This is a genomic window from Microbacterium allomyrinae (assembly GCF_020682705.1).
Taxonomy (GTDB): domain Bacteria; phylum Actinomycetota; class Actinomycetes; order Actinomycetales; family Microbacteriaceae; genus Microbacterium; species Microbacterium allomyrinae.
Genome location: NZ_JAGTTN010000003.1, coordinates 1 through 16,284 on the forward strand (window position 1 = coordinate 1; position 16,284 = coordinate 16,284).

16 protein-coding genes are annotated in these 16,284 nt (G+C 70.7%); 5 read left to right on the plus strand and 11 right to left on the minus strand.

The features are described from left to right. Window positions 1-226: hypothetical protein (locus KEC57_RS09765; protein WP_229384432.1), on the plus strand; the 226-nt coding region annotated here is incomplete at its 5' end. A 112-nt stretch (window positions 227-338) separates the two neighbouring features. Here KEC57_RS09765 and KEC57_RS09770 read toward each other — a convergent pair. The 5 genes from KEC57_RS09770 to KEC57_RS09790 form a co-directional block, all read right to left on the minus strand. Next, on the minus strand, window positions 339-1,271 hold the full coding sequence (locus tag KEC57_RS09770; protein WP_229384433.1) for a putative periplasmic lipoprotein: 933 nt from the start codon (window positions 1,269-1,271) through the stop codon (window positions 339-341). A 57-nt stretch (window positions 1,272-1,328) separates the two neighbouring features. Then, window positions 1,329-2,462, minus strand: a complete 1,134-nt coding sequence (gene menC / locus KEC57_RS09775; protein WP_229384434.1) for an o-succinylbenzoate synthase — start codon at window positions 2,460-2,462, stop codon at window positions 1,329-1,331. Window positions 2,463-2,556: 94 nt separating this feature from the next. Continuing rightward, complete coding sequence (locus KEC57_RS09780; protein ID WP_229384435.1) at window positions 2,557-2,706, minus strand: hypothetical protein; 150 nt, start codon at window positions 2,704-2,706, stop codon at window positions 2,557-2,559. 259 nt (window positions 2,707-2,965) lie between these two features. Next, window positions 2,966-3,898 carry a cyclase family protein gene (locus tag KEC57_RS09785; RefSeq protein ID WP_229384436.1) on the minus strand — a complete coding sequence of 311 codons (933 nt, stop codon included), beginning with the start codon at window positions 3,896-3,898 and terminating at the stop codon, window positions 2,966-2,968. Between the two features lie 186 nt (window positions 3,899-4,084). Beyond that, window positions 4,085-4,798, minus strand: a complete 714-nt coding sequence (locus KEC57_RS09790) for a GNAT family N-acetyltransferase (RefSeq protein ID WP_229384437.1) — start codon at window positions 4,796-4,798, stop codon at window positions 4,085-4,087. 199 nt (window positions 4,799-4,997) lie between these two features. On the opposite strand from KEC57_RS09790, the gene KEC57_RS09795 reads away from it, so the two are divergent. Continuing rightward, window positions 4,998-6,401, plus strand: a complete 1,404-nt coding sequence (locus KEC57_RS09795) for an MFS transporter (RefSeq protein WP_229384920.1) — start codon at window positions 4,998-5,000, stop codon at window positions 6,399-6,401. An 11-nt stretch (window positions 6,402-6,412) separates the two neighbouring features. On the opposite strand, the gene KEC57_RS09800 is transcribed toward KEC57_RS09795, so the two are convergent. Then, window positions 6,413-7,666 carry an FAD-dependent oxidoreductase gene (locus tag KEC57_RS09800; protein WP_229384438.1) on the minus strand — a complete coding sequence of 418 codons (1,254 nt, stop codon included), beginning with the start codon at window positions 7,664-7,666 and terminating at the stop codon, window positions 6,413-6,415. Window positions 7,667-7,778: 112 nt separating this feature from the next. Between KEC57_RS09800 and KEC57_RS09805 the strand changes: the two genes are divergently transcribed. Further along, on the plus strand, window positions 7,779-9,362 hold the full coding sequence (locus KEC57_RS09805) for a peptide MFS transporter (RefSeq protein WP_267492346.1): 1,584 nt from the start codon (window positions 7,779-7,781) through the stop codon (window positions 9,360-9,362). 67 nt (window positions 9,363-9,429) lie between these two features. Here KEC57_RS09805 and KEC57_RS09810 read toward each other — a convergent pair whose 3' ends face one another. After that, a complete protein-coding gene (locus KEC57_RS09810) occupies window positions 9,430-10,230 on the minus strand; it encodes a sulfite exporter TauE/SafE family protein (protein ID WP_229384439.1) in 801 nt (266 codons plus the stop codon). Window positions 10,231-10,308: 78 nt separating this feature from the next. Here KEC57_RS09810 and KEC57_RS09815 point away from each other — a divergent pair, with 78 nt between their 5' ends. Continuing rightward, complete coding sequence (locus tag KEC57_RS09815; protein WP_229384440.1) at window positions 10,309-11,733, plus strand: GMC oxidoreductase; 1,425 nt, start codon at window positions 10,309-10,311, stop codon at window positions 11,731-11,733. A gap of 47 nt (window positions 11,734-11,780) precedes the next feature. Here the strand turns inward: KEC57_RS09815 and KEC57_RS09820 are convergent, their stop codons facing one another. Genes KEC57_RS09820 through KEC57_RS09835 form a run of 4 tightly spaced genes read right to left on the minus strand, consistent with a single transcriptional unit; the run spans window position 11,781 to window position 15,824 of the window. Then, window positions 11,781-12,608: an N-acyl homoserine lactonase family protein gene (locus tag KEC57_RS09820; RefSeq protein WP_229384441.1), complete on the minus strand. Its 828-nt coding sequence runs from the start codon at window positions 12,606-12,608 to the stop codon at window positions 11,781-11,783. Continuing rightward, window positions 12,605-14,275 carry an allophanate hydrolase gene (gene atzF, locus KEC57_RS09825; RefSeq protein WP_229384442.1) on the minus strand — a complete coding sequence of 557 codons (1,671 nt, stop codon included), beginning with the start codon at window positions 14,273-14,275 and terminating at the stop codon, window positions 12,605-12,607. The genes KEC57_RS09820 and atzF overlap by 4 nt, the downstream gene beginning before the upstream one ends. Beyond that, complete coding sequence (locus KEC57_RS09830) at window positions 14,272-14,964, minus strand: urea amidolyase associated protein UAAP2 (RefSeq protein WP_229384443.1); 693 nt, start codon at window positions 14,962-14,964, stop codon at window positions 14,272-14,274. Before KEC57_RS09830 ends, atzF begins: the two co-directional genes overlap by 4 nt. 8 nt (window positions 14,965-14,972) lie before the next feature. Next, a complete protein-coding gene (locus tag KEC57_RS09835; protein ID WP_229384444.1) occupies window positions 14,973-15,824 on the minus strand; it encodes an urea amidolyase associated protein UAAP1 in 852 nt (283 codons plus the stop codon). An 80-nt stretch (window positions 15,825-15,904) separates the two neighbouring features. Here KEC57_RS09835 and KEC57_RS09840 point away from each other — a divergent pair, with 80 nt between their 5' ends. Next, window positions 15,905-16,264 (plus strand): cupin domain-containing protein, encoded by a 360-nt coding sequence (locus KEC57_RS09840; protein ID WP_229384445.1) that lies wholly within the window; start codon window positions 15,905-15,907, stop codon window positions 16,262-16,264. The last annotated feature ends 20 nt before the right edge of the window (window positions 16,265-16,284 follow it).

Here is a 16,284-nt window from a genome sequence, read left to right on the forward strand (position 1 = left end):
CCCCCCCCGATTCACGCGGGGAGTCCGCGTCGCACCTCACACCTCGCGCTGGATCTCGGACCCGGGATCCGACAGGCGATGCTGCGGCGGTGGGGGCCTGGTCGATCTCGAGCGAGCACGCCGGGAGCCCATCACTGTCTCGGCGACCCTCGTCGAGAGGCGCCCGATCCTCGGCGGCTCGCGCACCCGCACGATCGAGGTGGCCCTGGCCCCCGACGGAAGGTGATCGCGGATGCGCGACCACATCAGACTCTCGATCCGGCGCCGGATGTCGGCATCCACGCGAACGCCACGACGCGGAGCGCTGTGCGAGCGGCGCGCCGGCGGCCTGGCCACGCCTAGCCGCCGAAGCCGCACCAGGTGCCGACCCACGCGAGGATCCGGCCGCGGAGGTCCTCACCCACGAACATCTCGATGTTCCCCGGTTCACCTTCGACCACGACGTCCACGGGGAAGATTGTTCCGCGCTTGTCCTCCTGCACCGCGTGCGGATCGCACCGCGCCGGCACGATGGGGATGCCGACGACGATCGGCATGCTGTCGCCGGCCGCGACGCCGATGTCGAGGCGGAGCGGATCGGATGCCGCATCCGCTGTGGCGAGGGTCAGCAGGTTCGTCGGCCGGATCCCGGCGATCATCGCGGTCGCTCTCCCGGTCGGCGCGACCGTGAGCTCGAGCGTCGCCGGCTCGCCCGCCGCCGACGGGGTGAATCCGGTGAAGGCGACGTCCGCGGCCTGCGCGAGCGCCACCGCTCGGCACTCCCGCTCGTGGAGTCGTGGAACGAATCCGAGCGGGTCGGGCAGATCGGCGGCGGCCCGCCCAGACCGATCGCCGAGCTCGTAGTCGAGCACCACCGTCGCCTCGGCGGCGCGTGCCGGGCAGGCCACGGCCGGAAGGACGACACGGATGCCGGTGGTCGAGCCCGCAGGGATCGTGCTGGTGCGCTCGACGGCCCGCGTCGCGTGCCCGTCGAAGTGCGGGTCGTCGACGGCGACCTCGGTCACGACGAGCGGCTCGTCGCTGCCGTTCGTCACCATGACCCGGGCTTCGCGCGTCGCCACATCGGACCGCTGCTGGATGAACTCGACCGTGATCCCGGCGGGCAGGTTCGATACGCCTTCGCTCGCGCCCGCGGTCGATCCGCCGCCATCGCCAGCGGTGCAGCCGGCGAGCGCGACCATCGCCACGAGTGCGAACGCGAAGGCCGCCGACCGCTTCGCCGCGGTTGAGGATTCAGGCGAAACGCCGGCGACGGCAGCGAGTCGCGGCATCCGCCCGTCGTTCTTCCTGAATTCGAAACGCCTGCGTGGTCGCACGACCGCCTCCGGCTACCGCGTGAGCGTCTCGCGCGCGACGGTGAAGTCCTCGAGCGCGACGGGATCGATGTCGACGCCGATCCCGTGTCCGAGGGGCACGCGCACGTGACCGTCCTCGAGCACGGCGGGCTCGGTGACGATGTCGCGCTCATAGAAGCGGCTCGAGGCCGACACGTCCCCCGGCAGCGTGAAGCCCGGAAGTGCGGCGAGCGCCGCGTTCGCGGCGCGTCCGATGCCGGTCTCGACCATGCCGCCGCACCACACCGGCACCCCGGCGGCGAGGCAGCGGTCGTGGATGCGCATCGCCTCGAGGTAGCCGCCCACGCGTCCGGCCTTGATGTTGATGATCGAGGTCGAGCCCAGTGCCAGCGCGTCGGCGGCGGCCTTGTCGGACACGATCGATTCGTCCAGGCACACCGGTGTGCGCAGGCGCCGGGCCAGCGTCGCGTGGTCGACGAGGTCGTCCTCCTGCAGCGGCTGCTCGATCAGCAGCAGGTCGAAGCGGTCGAGCTCTGCCAGGGTCTCGGCATCTTCCAGCGTGTAGGCGGAGTTCGCATCGACCTGCAGCGGGATCGCGCCGAACGCCTCGCGAACCGCCGCCGTGTCGTCGATGTCGCGGCCGGGCTTGATCTTGATCTTGATCCGCACGTACCCCTCGTCGAGGTAGCCGCGCACCGCCTCGACGAGAGCGGCGGGGTCGCGCTGGATCCCCACCGACACCCCGCTCGGCACGCGCTCGCGCACCGCCCCGGCATACTCGCCGAGCGAGCGCCCTTCGGCGCGAAGGGCAGCGTCCAGCACGGCGAGCTCGACGCCCGCCTTCGCCATCCGGTGTCCCTTGAAGGGTTCGAGCAGGCCGGCGACGTCCTCGGGCGCGAGGCGGCCGCGATCCAGCAGCGCCGGCGCGAGGAAGCGCAGCGTCACGTCCCACGCGCCCTGCGTGTATTCGCTCGAATAGAGCGGAGCATCCTGCGTGACGATCTCGCCCCAGCCGTCGCCGTCGGCGGTGAGCGCCCGCACGATGATCACCTCGCGCACCGTCTCGGTTCCGAACGACGTCGTGAACGGCGAGACGAGCGGCAGGTGCAGCACTCGCAGTTCGAATCCTTCGAGAGCGACGGATGCCGCGGGCCGGGCGATGGGCATGCGCTCAGCGTACGCCCGGGTCGCGGTGGCGCGGCCGGACCGCCGTGGGACAGGCGGTCCGCCGTCAGACGGTCCGCGAGCGGCGCGGCGGATGTCAGTGGGCGAAGCGGCTGAGGGAGTCGTGGCGGACCGGCACGTACGTCGCCCGAGCGACGCGGGGCCTACGGCGTCGCGGCTCGCGTTCACCGGCGCGACGCACAGCGTCGGCGAGAGCAATGGTCACGTTCTCGATGTACTCGCGCATGGCGTCCTCCTCGGGTTACAGGAGAAGAGGCGTGCGCCGGGGCAGTGATACCTCGGCGTCGAGATCACCCCTATGCCCTCACGCTACGAGGGGCCCCCGACATCCGAATCGGGGAACGACCCCCGAGCGGCGGCGCCTTGGACAGGAGGTGTGCCCCTCCACAGGAGGTTCGAGAGGTGGGCTTCCTCCTGTGGAGCCGCACATATCCTGCAGGCCGGGCCGGGCCGAGCCGGGCCGGGCCGGGCCGGGCCCGCCGGGATCAGGCCGGGATTTCGGCGAAGGCCCGCACCGGGAAGGTGCCGAATCCCTCGACCGCGGGCGGTGCCGCGGTGAACCGGGCGCCCCGGGGCGGCACCGCGCCCAGGTTGGTCAGGTGCTCGACGACGTGCACGCCGGCAGCGAGCAGAAGCGTGTGGGCGGGGCGCTCGCCACCGGACTCGGTGTCGTCGATGTTGAGCGAGTCGATGCCCACGAGCACGGCGCCGTTCTCGATCAGCCACTCGGCGCCCTCCCCGGTGAGGAACGGCGCGCCCGAGCCGTACTCGGGGCGCCCGAACCACGCATCCCAGCCGGTGTGCAGCAGTACGGCCGCGCCGCGCACGTCGCGATCGGCGAGGATTTCGGGGCGGATGCCGCGCCGAGACTGATCCCATGCGTCGTCCAGGTGGAAGACCTCGGCGCGCAGGCCCACGAGCGACGACAGCTCGAGGCCGGCGAGGTCCGGGCCGTCGGCGTACCGGTGGAAGGGGCTGTCGAGGTAGGTGCCGGTGTTGCCGATCATCGTGATGACGTCCATGGCGAACTCGGTGCCGGGCGCGTACTTGGCCCGCGAATCCTCTCGCGTCAGGTGCGATGCGATCGTGGGTGCGGGCAGTCCGGGGTAGGTGACGAGCCCCGCGCGGATCGGGTGGCTGAGGTCGACGATCCGTGTCCGCGAGCCGGCATCACCGGCGCCGAGGCCCGTCGACGTGTCGACGCCGCGGCTGCCGCGGTGCGGCTCCGAGACGACCCGCAGACCGCGCAGCGCCACCTCGTCGACCAGTGCCAGTCCGAGATGGGTGACCAGCAGACGGGCGATATCGTCCTGAGCGAGATCGGGAGACGGCAGGTCGAGCCGGAAGCCGGTGCCCGACAGCGCTCCCCCGTTCGCGAAGCGGATGTCGAAGTCGAAGTGGGCGCGGTAGTCGGGCATGGCGCCAGCCTAGGGTCGAGCGGATGCCGCGCCACCCGCGACCGCGGAGATCGTCGGTTCTGCGTCGCCCGACGGCAGGATCCCTCCGAAACGTCCTCGGTCCGGGCCGGTTTCGCCGCCGGGGCTCCTCGCCCGGCGACCGGATTCCCGCTCCGCACGGACGATCAGAGCGAGGCACGATACGACTCAGTGCCGTACGAGCAGGTACCCGCGCGCGTCGTCGAAGCCGGCGATGACGAGGCCGTCCGCGAGGTGCCCGACGAGCTGGTCGCGCACGTGCGAACGCCAGACCGCGGCATCCACCGGCGTCTCACGGCGGATGGTCTCGATGTCGTGCGGAATCTCGACCGACGCGACCACGCGCGCGTCTTCGGGCGTCGCCACCGGCGGCGCGGCGAGCGCCCACGACACCAGGATCCGGTCGGTCTGGTCGCCGCGATTGACGCCGTCGTCCATGGGGCCGTAGTGATTCACCAGGTACTCGGTGACGCGAGTGCCGAGCACGCGCAGGTTGAAGTGCGCGTTGCGCGCGACGAGCGGGTCGAAGGTCCAGGTGATGTGCCCGACGTCGCGAGCGAGCGCCCATTCGCGCTGATGCTGCTTGAGCACGCGCCCGAGTCCCTGGGACTGGTGGTCGGGCAGCACCCCGGTGATGTGGCTGTGCATCGAGCGCGCCGCGGGCGCGGCGAAGAACGCGACGGATGCCCCGACCATGCGCTCGCCGTCGTACAGTCCCACCGCGTAGTTGCCGGAGTGCGCGAGCGCCCGCAGCAGGTTGGGCGGCATCCCCCCGCGGTCGCCGCCCCACACCTCGGCGAGCACTTCTGAGGCGCGGTGCACCTCCTCGACCGTATCGAGCGGACGGATGTCGATGCCCGGCGGCGCCTGGATGTCGGCCATGCCTCAAGTCTGCACCCGCCTTCGCCGCAGCAACTCCTCAGATTCGGCGCGGACCGCCGGATTCCTTCGCAGGTGTCACCGATCTCGCCCGGATCGGCGGAGTTCGTGCCGCCCGGCCGGCGGAGCCGGCACTGCGCAGCGCCGATAGCCTGGAGTGATGGGCACCGGGGACGAGGACGCGAGACGGCGACTCACCCGGATGCCCCGCCAGGGCGCCATCGTCGCGGTCCTGGCGATCGCGGGGCTGTGCTCGTCGTTCATGTTCACGCTCATGGTGCCGATCCAGTCGAAGCTGCCAGAGCTGCTCGACGCCAGTCGGGAAGACACCGCGTGGGTGGTCACCTCGACGTTGCTCGCCGCTGCGGTGATCACGCCGATCGCGGGCCGCCTGGGCGACATGTACGGCAAACGCCGGATCCTGCTGGTGCTGGTCGCGGTGATGGTGGCCGGCTCCGTCGTGGCGGCGCTGTCACCCGGCATCGTCGGGATCATCGTCGGGCGGACGCTTCAGGGAGCCATCGTCGGTGTCGTGCCGCTCGGCATCTCGATCCTGCGCGACGTCCTGCACGAGGCTCGTGTCGACTCGGCCATCGCCTTCATGAGCGCGACGCTCGGCGTCGGCGGGGCGCTCGGTCTGCCGATCAGCGCGCTCGTGACGGAGCGTGCGGACTGGCACGTGCTGTTCTGGCTGGCGGCGGGCCTCGGAATCGTGGTGTTCGCCCTCGTCCTCTGGATCGTCCCGGTGAGCGTGCTGCGCACCGCCGGCCGATTCGATTTCGTCGGCGCGGTCGGACTCGCCGTGGGACTCATCGGCATCCTGCTCGCGATCTCGCGCGGCAACGAATGGGGCTGGGGATCGCCCCCCGTCCTGGTGTGCGGGCTCGGCGGACTCGCGGTGCTGCTGCTGTGGGGCTGGTTCGAGCTGCGCATCGACGAGCCGCTGCTCGACCTGAGAGTCGCGGCCCGGCCTGCGGTGCTGCTCACGAACATCGCCTCGGTGGCCATGGGCTTCTCCCTCTTCGCGTCGAACGTCGTCTACCCGCAGATGCTGGAGCTCCCCGTCGCGACCGGTGCGGGTTTCGGGCTGTCGCTGCTCGCCGCGAGCCTGATCGTCATGCCCTCGGGTCTGGTCATGATGGTGCTCTCACCGGTGGCCGGGCGCATCGCGTACCGGACCGGACCCAAGCTCCTCCTCCTGCTGGGCGCACTCTCGCTCCTGGCGGCCTACGGCTTCACACTGCTGTTCTCGTCAGAGGTGTGGCACATCCTCGTCGCGAACATCCTGATCGGGGCGGGCATCGGCTTCGGCTACGCGTCGATGCCGATGCTGATCATGCGCTCGGTTCCGCAGAGCGAGACCGGAGCATCCAACGGCCTGAACGCCCTGTTCCGCTCGCTGGGCACCAGTACTGCGGCCGCCGTGATCGGCGCCGTGCTCGCGACGTACACGGTGGACTTCGACGGGATCCCCGTGCCCACGACGACAGGATTCACCCTGTCGCTCATCCTCGGCGGGGTGGCGGCGCTCGTCGCGCTCGTGGTCGCGCTGTTCATCCCGCGTCATCGCGCGCCCGAGGAGCGGCATCCGTCCCTTCCGGAGTGAGCCGGCGGGAATCAGCCTCGCAGACGGGTGAGACGGTGCGACTCGGGCGCCAGGCGCTCGGCGACGGCGACCGCCGACAGGATCGCGCTCTCGTGGGAGTCGGCGTCGGCGGTGTACAGGCCGGCGAGCGAGACGTCGTGGTTCCCCTGCAGCGGACGCAGGCGTCGCTGCGCATCGAAGTACGTCGTGTCGATCAGCCCGTGCTGGTAGGTCGCGGTCGCGTAGAGAGGTTGCGGAGGCTCGGCGTCGTACGTCACCCAGCTCTTGAAGACGGGCACGCCGCGGGCCGGGCTCCAGATCGACAGCGAGCTGTGCGCGCCATCCGCCCGCGCGTTCACGACCGACCAGGCGGCTTCGTCGCGGGGCATGAGACGCCGGTCGCCGTGGATCGCGATCGTCGTGTCGAAGTACTCGAAGCGCGCGAGCTGCCGCGTCATGTCCGCCGCCTCGGGGAGCGTCGCGAGGAGATCGTGCGCCTGGCGCGCGTTGCACGCCAGTACGACGTGGTCGAACGGATGCCCCGTACCCGCGACGTCGACGAGCACAGCGCCGTCCGCGCTCCGCGTGAGCGAGTCGACCCCTGCATCCGTCCGCACGGCCGTGCGCACCAGTGAGCCGACGAGGGCGTCGACGTAGACGCGGAGCCCGCCGGGAATCTCGCTCTGCTCGGGAGGCTTCAGACCTCGCGGGAGGTTCGCGCCCAGGTAGTACAGCGCGTTGTACGCGGCGAACCGGCGGAAGTCGGCGAGCTCGACGCACCAGAACGCGAGCAGCAGGGGGAAGAGGAATCCGTCGACGAACGACTTCGGCAGGCGCTTGCGCTCGACGTACTCCGCGATCGTGAGCGTCGTGTCGTGCTGGGCGAGGAATGCCGGGATGTCGGAGAGGAACGCCCGGAATCGCACCAGATTCACGATCGCACGAGGCGTGAGCGAGGCCCACACCGGCCGGCCGGTTCGAAGCGGCGGCATCACCACCGGCCGGGTGCCGTCGAGCCGTGAGACGGTGAGCGTCGCGGGATACGAGGTGCGCGCGATCCCCAGCTCGTCGAGCAGCCGATTGAACGTGGCATAGGCGGCACTCGGCGCGAAGAACTGGAAGCCGGCGTCGATGCTGAGCTCCTGCCCGTCGACCTCGATGTCGATGGTGTGGGCGTGACCGCCGAGGCGGCCGTCCTTCTCGAAGAGCGTGACCTCGTGATCCTCTTCCAGCAGCCACGCGGCGGCCAGTCCCGCTGCGCCACCACCGATGATGCCGATCCGCATGTTCCCGCCCTTCGGAGAGCCAGCCCTCAGACTAGGTTCCCGCGCAGGCCTATCGCGCACGCGGGCGCCGTCGCTAGCCTGACGTCAGTGTCAGGGGTGACGGGAGCAGTCGATGGACGAGCACGACGAGCGAGAGCCCGAACAGGTGCCGGTGGGTCCCCCGGACGGCGCGAGCGCGGCCGCCGATGCCTCGGGAACCGCGGTCGCCGCCGCGAGCGGCACCGATGCCGCCGCGACCACGGCGCTGGACGGGCACGGCGACCGCGACACGCGCTTCTTCGGTCAGCCATGGTCGCTCATGCACATCTTCTTCGTCGAGATGTGGGAGCGGTTCAGCTTCTACGGCATGCAGGGCATCCTGCTGCTGTACATGTACTACTCCGTCGCGGACGGCGGACTCGGGATGCCGGAGGTCATCGCGACCGGCATCGTCGGCGCCTACGGCGGCACGGTGTATCTCTCCACGATCCTCGGCGCCTGGGTGGCCGACCGCGTGCTCGGCTCGGAACGGGTGCTATTCTACAGCGCGATCGTGATCATGGGCGGGCACATCGCCCTCTCGCTCCTGCCCGGCTACTGGGGCCTCGGAGTCGGACTCATCCTCGTCGCGGTCGGCTCGGGCGGGCTCAAGGCCAACGCGACCGCCGTCGTCGGCACGCTGTACGGCCGCACCGATGTGCGCCGCGACGCGGGGTTCTCGCTCTTCTACCTCGGGATCAACCTCGGCGCGTTCCTGGGCCCGATCCTCACCGGGTGGGCGCAGGTCACGTGGGGCTTCCACGCCGGATTCCTGCTCGCCGCGATCGGCATGGCGGCGGGTCTCATCCAGTACTCCTTCGGACGGCGGGGGCTGCCCGCCGACGCCCGGGTCGTCGCCAACCCGCTGCCGCGCAACCGCTACGGGATGTGGATCGCCATCGCCGCGGCCGCGATCGTGCTCATCCTGGTGCTGGTGCTCGTACGGGTGATCCGCGCCGACAACCTCGCTCAGGTCGTGATCGTGATCACCGTCATCGCCGCCGTCGCGTACTTCATCGTCATCCTGCGCTCGCGCGCCATCTCGGCCGTCGAGCGGTCCCGCGTGGTCGGATTCATCCCGCTGTTCCTGGTGAGCGTGGCGTTCTGGTCGCTGTATCAGCAGCAGTTCACCGTGCTGACGATCTACTCCGACAAACAGCTCGACCGCACGATCTTCGGCGTCACCCTCCCGCCGTCGTTCATCCAGTCGATCAACCCGGTCTTCATCATCATCCTGTCGGGCGTGTTCGCCGCGATCTGGACCAAGCTCGGCGACCGCCAGCCGTCGACACCCGTCAAGTTCGGCCTGGCGTCGATCATCATGGGCATCGCGTTCCTGCTCTTCCTCCCGTGGGCGAACGGCTCCCCCAACTCGACGCCGCTCATGGCGATCGTCGGCATCCTGTTCGTCTTCACGATCGCCGAGCTGCTCCTGTCGCCGGTCGGGCTCTCGGTCACCACCAAGCTCGCGCCCGAGAAGTTCCACACGCAGATGGTCGCGCTCTTCTTCCTCTCCGTCGCGCTCGGCACCTCGATCGCGGGCTGGCTCGCGGGGTTCTACGATCCCGAGAACGAGGTGCCGTACTTCACGGTGCTCGGCCTCATCGCGATCGTGGTCGGCGTCAGCCTGCTCTTCGCCGTCAAGCCGGTGCTCGCCCTGATGAAGGGCGTGCGGTAGCGCCGGCGGGCGCCACCAGGTGGCGCGTCGCATCGAATCGGGGCGCCGACACGTGCCCCGCTCGTCGTCAGCCGGTGCGTGGCGTCCGGATCGCCTTGATCGCCATCTGCACGGCGATGAAGGCGAGGAAGACGGCGAAGAGGATGTTCCCCACCAGCGGATCGACGAGGGTCGCCAGCCACGCGCCGAGCGCCGTGGTCGTGCACGCGGCGAACCCGATGCACGCCGCGGACACGAGGTCGACGTTGTGGCGCCGCAGATTGCCGAACGTGCCGGAGACCGCCGCGGGAATCATCATGAGCAGCGACGTGCCCTTGGCCACGAGATCGCTCGTGCCGAAGCCCATCATCAGCACCGGCACGACGATGATGCCGCCGCCGACTCCGATGAGTCCCGAGACCGTCCCTGTGGCGAGGCCGAGGAGGACCATTGCGGCGGCGCTGATCCAGGTGAGCTCGAACTGCGCGTCCCGCGAGGGGATGACGAGGAAGAGCGTGACGATCACCGCGGCGAGGAACCCGACGAACGCCCAGCGCAGCGCGACCTGAGAGACGCGCGGCAGCAGCCAGGTGCCGATCTGTGCGCCGATGACGGCCCCGGCGGCCAGGATGAGCGCGGGGATCCAGGCGACGGCGTCGTTGAGGCCGTACGAGACGACACCCACGGCTGCGGTCGGCACGATGGCGGCGAGCGACGTGCCGGCGGCGAGCCGCTGGTCGAAGCCGAGCAGCAGGACGAGGAGCGGTACGACGACGGTTCCGCCGCCGACGCCGAACAGACCTGACAACAGGCCGGCGAGAAGGCCGATGCCGACGCACACGGCGATTGCTCGAGGGGTTCGCCGCGCTCCGGCGGGAGCGTGGGTCATGGTCTCTCCGATCTTCGTTATGGATCCAATTCAAATAATCTAGGATACAAACATCATCTCAAGGGAATGAGGACCTGCATGGTGGATGTCGTCGTGGTGGGCCTCGGGCCGGCGGGCATCGTCGCCGCGCACGTCCTCGCGAGCGCCGGGCTCTCCGTCGTCGCCGCGCAAGCCCGGGCGGACGCCGGCGGACGCGCTGCGCTCGTCTCGCCTGCGCCCACCGTTCGCACGCATGACGCGGAAGAGGCTCTGCCGCATTTGTCGCCCCAGGCCGGACGGGATGAGATCGGCGGCTCGAAGCTGCTCGCCGCCCCGCAGGCCTACCGTCTCGACGAGTGGTCGCTGCGCGGGCGGAGCACGGCCGATCGATGCGGTGGCGCGCTCCCCACCGACGCCGACCTCGTCGACTGGCCGATCGGACTCGACGACCTCGCGCCGTGGTACGACCTCGTCGAGCGCGCGATGGCCGTCGGAGCGCGCCCGCCGACCCCGTGGACCGACCGGATGAGCCGCGCGGCGCGATCGCTCGGGTGGGAGCCGTTCGCGGCGCCCGCAGCCGCCTCCAAGGATGCATCCGGACTCCTGGACGACAGCGGGGTCGAAATCATGCCGGCGACCGTGACCGCGCTTCTGCGCGGCTCGACGGGCGCGATCACGGGGGTCGAGTACGTGGACGCCCTCGAGGTCACACGAACCCTCGCGTGCCGCGCCGTCGTGGTGGCCGCATCGGTCATCCCCACGGTGCGGCTGCTGCTGCTCTCGGACATCACTGCGGCGGGCAAGGTCGGGCGCTGGTTCATGTCGCACAACTCCTTCGTCGTTCATGGCGACTTCCCCGGGGTCGACCTCGGCCGGCGTGACGCGGGTCCGGCATCCGCGGTCGCCGTCGCGGAGTTCGAAGGCGGCGGCTTCGACCACACCGGACTCGGATTCCTCGGAGGATCGATCCTGCAGGCGGCGATGACGGGTCCGTGGACCGACGACCGTGTTCCGGGAGCAGCGGCGGGGCTCGATCCGGCCACGACGAACGGCGCAGAGCCCGAGGCCTGGGTGCGCGCGAACCACGCGTCGATCGGCACGGTGTGGGCGCAGCCCGACCAGCTGCCTCGCTGGGACAACGCGATCGACCTCGATCCCGTCCACCGCGACGCCGCCGGGCGTCCGGTCGCGCGCGTCACGTTCGCGCTGGCCGACGACGACGCACGGCGCTGGGAGTTCCTCTCGGAGCGGGCAGCGCAATGGCTCCGCGAATCGGGCGCTCGAACGACGTGGCGTCCACCGCTCGCGGCGCAGCCGCTCGGGACCCACCTCTACGGCGGCGCGCGCATGGGCGACAGTCCCGAGACGTCGGTGGTCGATTCGTTCGGCCGCTTCCACGATGTGCCCGGCCTCGTCATCGTCGGGTCATCAACCTTCCCGACGACCGGCGGGCGCGGCCCGGTCGAGACGATCGAGGCACTGTCCTGGCGCTCGGCGACGCAGCTCGTCGAAGACCTGCGCTGACCGCGCACCGGCGCGGCCCCCGGCCGCAGGCACCCGGTCACGCGGCCTCAGCGGCCGTCGACGATCTCCCGCCAGGGCTGCCAGTCCGGGTCGTGGCTGGGCCACACCTCGGTCCCCGGCCGCCCATCGAGGTCGGCGAGGCGCTGGATCGCACGGTCGGCGAGATGCTCGCCGTCCGCGCCGGAGGTCGAGCCTGTCGGCACCCGCCGCTCGATGTTCACACGCAGGTCCGCCGCGTCACCCGCGAGTACGAGGACCCGCTCTCCCCACTCGACGACGAAGGACTGGTGTCCCGGGGTGTGGCCCGCGGTGTCGATCGCACGAAGACCCGCGGCCAGCTCGACGTCGCCGTCGAGGACGGCGATCGTGAGGTCGGGGTGTGCGAAGTCGTCGCGGAAGAGGAAGGCGTCGCGCTCGGAGGGGGTCGTGCACACGTGCTCCCACTCCCGGCGCTGCACGAGCAGCGGCTGGCTGCTCCGCAGCAGCCGGGCAGCGCCCGTGTGGTCGAAGTGGGCGTGCGTGATCGCGGCGGCGGCGAGATCGTCCCATTCGAGACCCGCCTCGGCGATCTGATCCACGAGCGGATCGCCCGGCGGCACGACGGGCAAATAGTTCTCGTAGCCGAAGCTCGCCGCGCGAAGGGCGGGATCGCGCACGCGTGCCGGATCGAAGCCCCCGTCCAGAAGCACCCAACCGCTGTCGAACTCCACGGCAGCGGCGGTCACCGGCTCGAGCAGATGCCGGAAGCTGCTGCCGCCTCGCATCGAGATCGCCTCGCTGATCGGCTCGAAGCCGAGCACGAGAGGCACGATGCGTCGCGGTCGTCCCTCCAGAGCGAGGGGCGCGACATCCGTCCACTCGACGACCGTGGTCATGCCACAGACGCTCGGAAGGCGCGCCAACCGCCGTACTCCGTGATGTCGGCCGCCCCCTCGAGGGCGACCGCCTCGCACAGGAACCCCGAGATCGTGCGACCGTCCTCGAGACGGACCGGCGCGATCCCCATGGGCTGCGGAAGACTCGCCACGAAACGCGCGAATCCGGCCGCCGGAAGGCGCCACACCTCGCCCGCGATCGGCGCACCGCCCGTGGACGATCGTGCGAGTCCCGGCTTGGGCGGGGTGGTCGCCAGAGCATGGAGGCGATAGTCCGACGCGGTGCGCACCTCTTCGACGAAGCTGCCGCCGGCATCGACGAGCTGCGCATTCAGGGGCTGTCCGCGCAGATGCGCCCCCACGACCAGCAGATCGACGGCCGGGGCGGCGATCCGTTCGGCCAGTTGAGCGAGCGTGCGGTCGGCGAACGGTGCACCGCTGAGCATGACGCCGAACGGAAGCCCGTCGACGAAGCCTGCCGGCACGGCGAGAGCGCTGAAGTCGAGCAGGTTCGCGAAGTTCGTGTAGCGCCCCATCCGGCTGTTCGCGGCGATCGGGTCGGCGGCGACCTGCGCGATCGTCGGATGCCAGGTGGTCGTCGGCGTGAGGAGGGCGACGGCATCGCCCAGGCGCCGGCGGCCCTCGAGCCCCAGCCGGTCGAGCTTCTCGCGGTCGCGGAAGTAGTCCGACGCGCGCGCGTCGGCGCCCGACACGACGATGCCGGCCACCGTCGCATCCAGATCGGTGCCGATGAGATCACGGTGCGCATCGATGAAGTCGCCCACGGCGGCCGTGCGCTCGGCGACGAACGCACCCCCGTAGAGGAGCGCGGCCGCCTCCAGGAGCGGCGCGATGTCGACCTCGACGATCGTGACGCCCGATGCCTCCAACCGTCGCACCACGCCCTCGAACGCCTCGGCCCAGCCGTCCGCGATGCCCTCGAGGTGCTCGGCGGTCGGAACCGCGACCACCGGAGCCGCATCCAGCGCCGGAGCGGGCGTGTCGCCGCGCACGATCGGGTCGATGCCGTCGGGGCCGGCCATGAGTTCGGCTGCCCGCCGAGCGGTGGCGAGGTCTCGCGCGAAGACGGTGACGCAATCGAGCGTGCGGCACGCGGGGACGACGCCCGTGGTGGGCACGAGCCCGACCGTGGGCTTGACGCCGAAGATGCCGTTGAGCGCGGCCGGGACCCGACCCGAGCCCGCGGTGTCGGTGCCCAGGGCGACGTCCACGATGCCGAGAGCCACGGCGACCGCAGAGCCCGAGCTCGAGCCTCCCGAGATCCGCTCTGGATCCCACGCATTGCGAACGGGTCCGAACGGGCTGCGGGTGCCGACGAGGCCGGTGGCGAACTGATCGAGGTTCGTCTTGCCCAGGACGAGCGCGCCTGCATCGCGCAGCCGCGCGACCGCCGGCGCATCCTGCTCGGGGGTGTAGGCGAATGCGCGACTGCCGGCCGTGGTGTCCCGTCCGGCGACGTCGATGTTGTCCTTGACCGCGACGAGTACCCCGGCGAGCGGAAGGTGCTCTCCGGACTCGACGCGCGCATCGATCGCGCCGGCTTCGGCCGCGGCGTCCGCTTCGTCACGGAGCGAGATCCAGACCTCCGGACGATCCACCTCGGCGATTCGCGCGTACGCGGCGCGCACGCGGGCGACGGCGCTCAACGCCCGCTCCGTGTCACGACCATGCGCAGCGGTGTGCACGAGAAGTCGTTGCAGGGGTTGTTCATCTGAGGACAGTTGGACACGACGACGAGGATGTCCCGCTCGGCACGGAACGCGACCCGCTTTCCGGGCGCCGACAGACCGTCGACGATCCCGAGGGCGCCGTCCGCTTCGACCGGGACGTTCATGAACCAGTTGAGATTCGACACCAGGTCTCGACGGTTCAGCCCATGTCGAGCCGCCTCGGCGAGGAAGTTCTCCCGGCACCCGTGCTGATAGGCGGTGTGAGGGCCGTAGCGCAACGTGTTGGACTCCTTGCTGCAGGCGCCGCCGATCGTGTCCTGCCGATCGATCTCGTTCGCGACGACGGTCGCGAGAGGGGTCCCCGAGTTGCTCCGAAGGATCGTTCCGGTGCGGACGTAGGCGTTGCCCTGCCACGCGATCGTGTCCGGTGCGCTGTAGCGCTCCTGCGGGTTCTGCGCGTCATAGATCAGGCAGTCGGCCGACTGATTGCCGCCGACGTCGACGATCGTGAGCACGTGACCGGCGAGGACGGTCGACGACCACGCCGCGCGGGGTGCGACGCGCTCGTCGAGGACGATCTCGCCCTCGACGGCGGGGCCCGCCCAGTCGAGCGCGACGTCGGGTCGGTGCTGCGGCCGCGGGGGCACGGTGGTGACGAGATCCATGGGTCCTCTCAGAGTCCTGCGAGTTCGGCGTAGGCGATCGTGTTCCGGTAGGCGCGCTCGCGCTCGGGCGTAGCGGCGAACCACTCGTCGCCGGGAGACGTGGGCACGCTGCGCCACGCGTGCACCCGGAGCGGGCCGACGACGTAGTCCGGCCGTGGGTCGCGGGCATGCGGCACGTTCGCGATGAGCACGATGAGGGGCAGCTCCGCGAGGAGTTCCACGTGTGTTCCCGCGCCGGCCGAACCGCGCCACGACAGTGCGCCGTCCGCTTCCACGCGCACGCCCTGGAAGAACGAGAGTGCCGGGGGGATGTCGCGCGGCTCGAGCCCGTGCTTGGCGGCGCCCAGCGCGAGCAGGTCGCTGCCCGCAGGAGCGGGGCCCTCGGGCAGCGCATGACCGTACTTGGCGCGGTTCCAGGCGGGGGTGGTCGTGCCGCAGAAGGCGTCGTGGTTCGCCGAGGTGTCGGCGACGATCGTCGCGAGCGCGCGTCCGTCGCCGGACAGCAGCGGGTGCCCGGCGCCGAGGTAGGCCTGCCACGGGATCTTCACCGTGTCCGCGACGTTCAGGCGTTCACCCGGCTCGACGGCATTGATCACGACGACATGGGCACACGCGTCACCGGTGGGGTCGTCCAGTCGGATGCGGGTGCCCCGCGCGACGCGGAGATGGGTGTAGCCGCCCGGGGCCACGGTCTCGGCCCATGTCAGTTGCCCGGCTTCCACATCGACCGGCACGAAGGGAGAGGCCGACGGCGGCGTGTACGGCATCCACTCCGCGGTCGCGGTGCGGGAGCGGGCGTCGGATCGCGCCAGCGACGCGCTCGACAGAGCGCCGTTCGCGAGCGGCGGTTCGCCTGTCATGCGGTCGTCCTTTCTGTCAGCTCTCCCGGGATCGAGAGACCTCCATTGAGGATCCATTATGCACGGATTAGGATCCAATCATGACCCACACCTACAACCCCACCGCCATCGACGCTGCCGACCTCGAAGCCAAGCTCCTCGCGCCGCCCTCGGCGGAACCGCTCTCCGGCGAGATCATGACGCGGTCCAAGGTCGAATTCGCCAACGACGGGCGCACCGTGATCTCCGGAACGTGGGAGAGCGATCCGGGCACGTCCCGCTGGGAGTTCCTCACCCGCGCGGAGATCATCCACCTGCTCTCCGGCGCCATGACCGTGCAGCGCGACGGCGAGGAGGCGGTCGAGCTCCGCCCCGGGAGCGTGGCGTACTTCCCCCTCGGCTGGACCGGCGTGTGGACGGTGACCGAGCCCGTTCGAAAGTTCTACGTCGTCTACAAGTGATGTCGACAGGGGCGCCGTGC

What these genes read in the sequence shown, in the direction of transcription:
- KEC57_RS09770 (WP_229384433.1), bottom strand. Translation starts at nt 1,271, where the DNA reads ATGCCGCGACTCGCTGCCGTCGCCGGCGTTTCGCCTGAATCCTCAACC.
- menC (WP_229384434.1), bottom strand. Translation starts at nt 2,462, where the DNA reads ATGCCCATCGCCCGGCCCGCGGCATCCGTCGCTCTCGAAGGATTCGAA.
- KEC57_RS09780 (WP_229384435.1), bottom strand. Translation starts at nt 2,706, where the DNA reads ATGCGCGAGTACATCGAGAACGTGACCATTGCTCTCGCCGACGCTGTG.
- KEC57_RS09785 (WP_229384436.1), bottom strand. Translation starts at nt 3,898, where the DNA reads ATGCCCGACTACCGCGCCCACTTCGACTTCGACATCCGCTTCGCGAAC.
- KEC57_RS09790 (WP_229384437.1), bottom strand. Translation starts at nt 4,798, where the DNA reads ATGGCCGACATCCAGGCGCCGCCGGGCATCGACATCCGTCCGCTCGAT.
- KEC57_RS09795 (WP_229384920.1), top strand. Translation starts at nt 4,998, where the DNA reads ATGCCCCGCCAGGGCGCCATCGTCGCGGTCCTGGCGATCGCGGGGCTG.
- KEC57_RS09800 (WP_229384438.1), bottom strand. Translation starts at nt 7,666, where the DNA reads ATGCGGATCGGCATCATCGGTGGTGGCGCAGCGGGACTGGCCGCCGCG.
- KEC57_RS09805 (WP_267492346.1), top strand. Translation starts at nt 7,779, where the DNA reads ATGGACGAGCACGACGAGCGAGAGCCCGAACAGGTGCCGGTGGGTCCC.
- KEC57_RS09810 (WP_229384439.1), bottom strand. Translation starts at nt 10,230, where the DNA reads ATGACCCACGCTCCCGCCGGAGCGCGGCGAACCCCTCGAGCAATCGCC.
- KEC57_RS09815 (WP_229384440.1), top strand. Translation starts at nt 10,309, where the DNA reads ATGGTGGATGTCGTCGTGGTGGGCCTCGGGCCGGCGGGCATCGTCGCC.
- KEC57_RS09820 (WP_229384441.1), bottom strand. Translation starts at nt 12,608, where the DNA reads ATGACCACGGTCGTCGAGTGGACGGATGTCGCGCCCCTCGCTCTGGAG.
- KEC57_RS09830 (WP_229384443.1), bottom strand. Translation starts at nt 14,964, where the DNA reads ATGGATCTCGTCACCACCGTGCCCCCGCGGCCGCAGCACCGACCCGAC.
- KEC57_RS09835 (WP_229384444.1), bottom strand. Translation starts at nt 15,824, where the DNA reads ATGACAGGCGAACCGCCGCTCGCGAACGGCGCTCTGTCGAGCGCGTCG.
- KEC57_RS09840 (WP_229384445.1), top strand. Translation starts at nt 15,905, where the DNA reads ATGACCCACACCTACAACCCCACCGCCATCGACGCTGCCGACCTCGAA.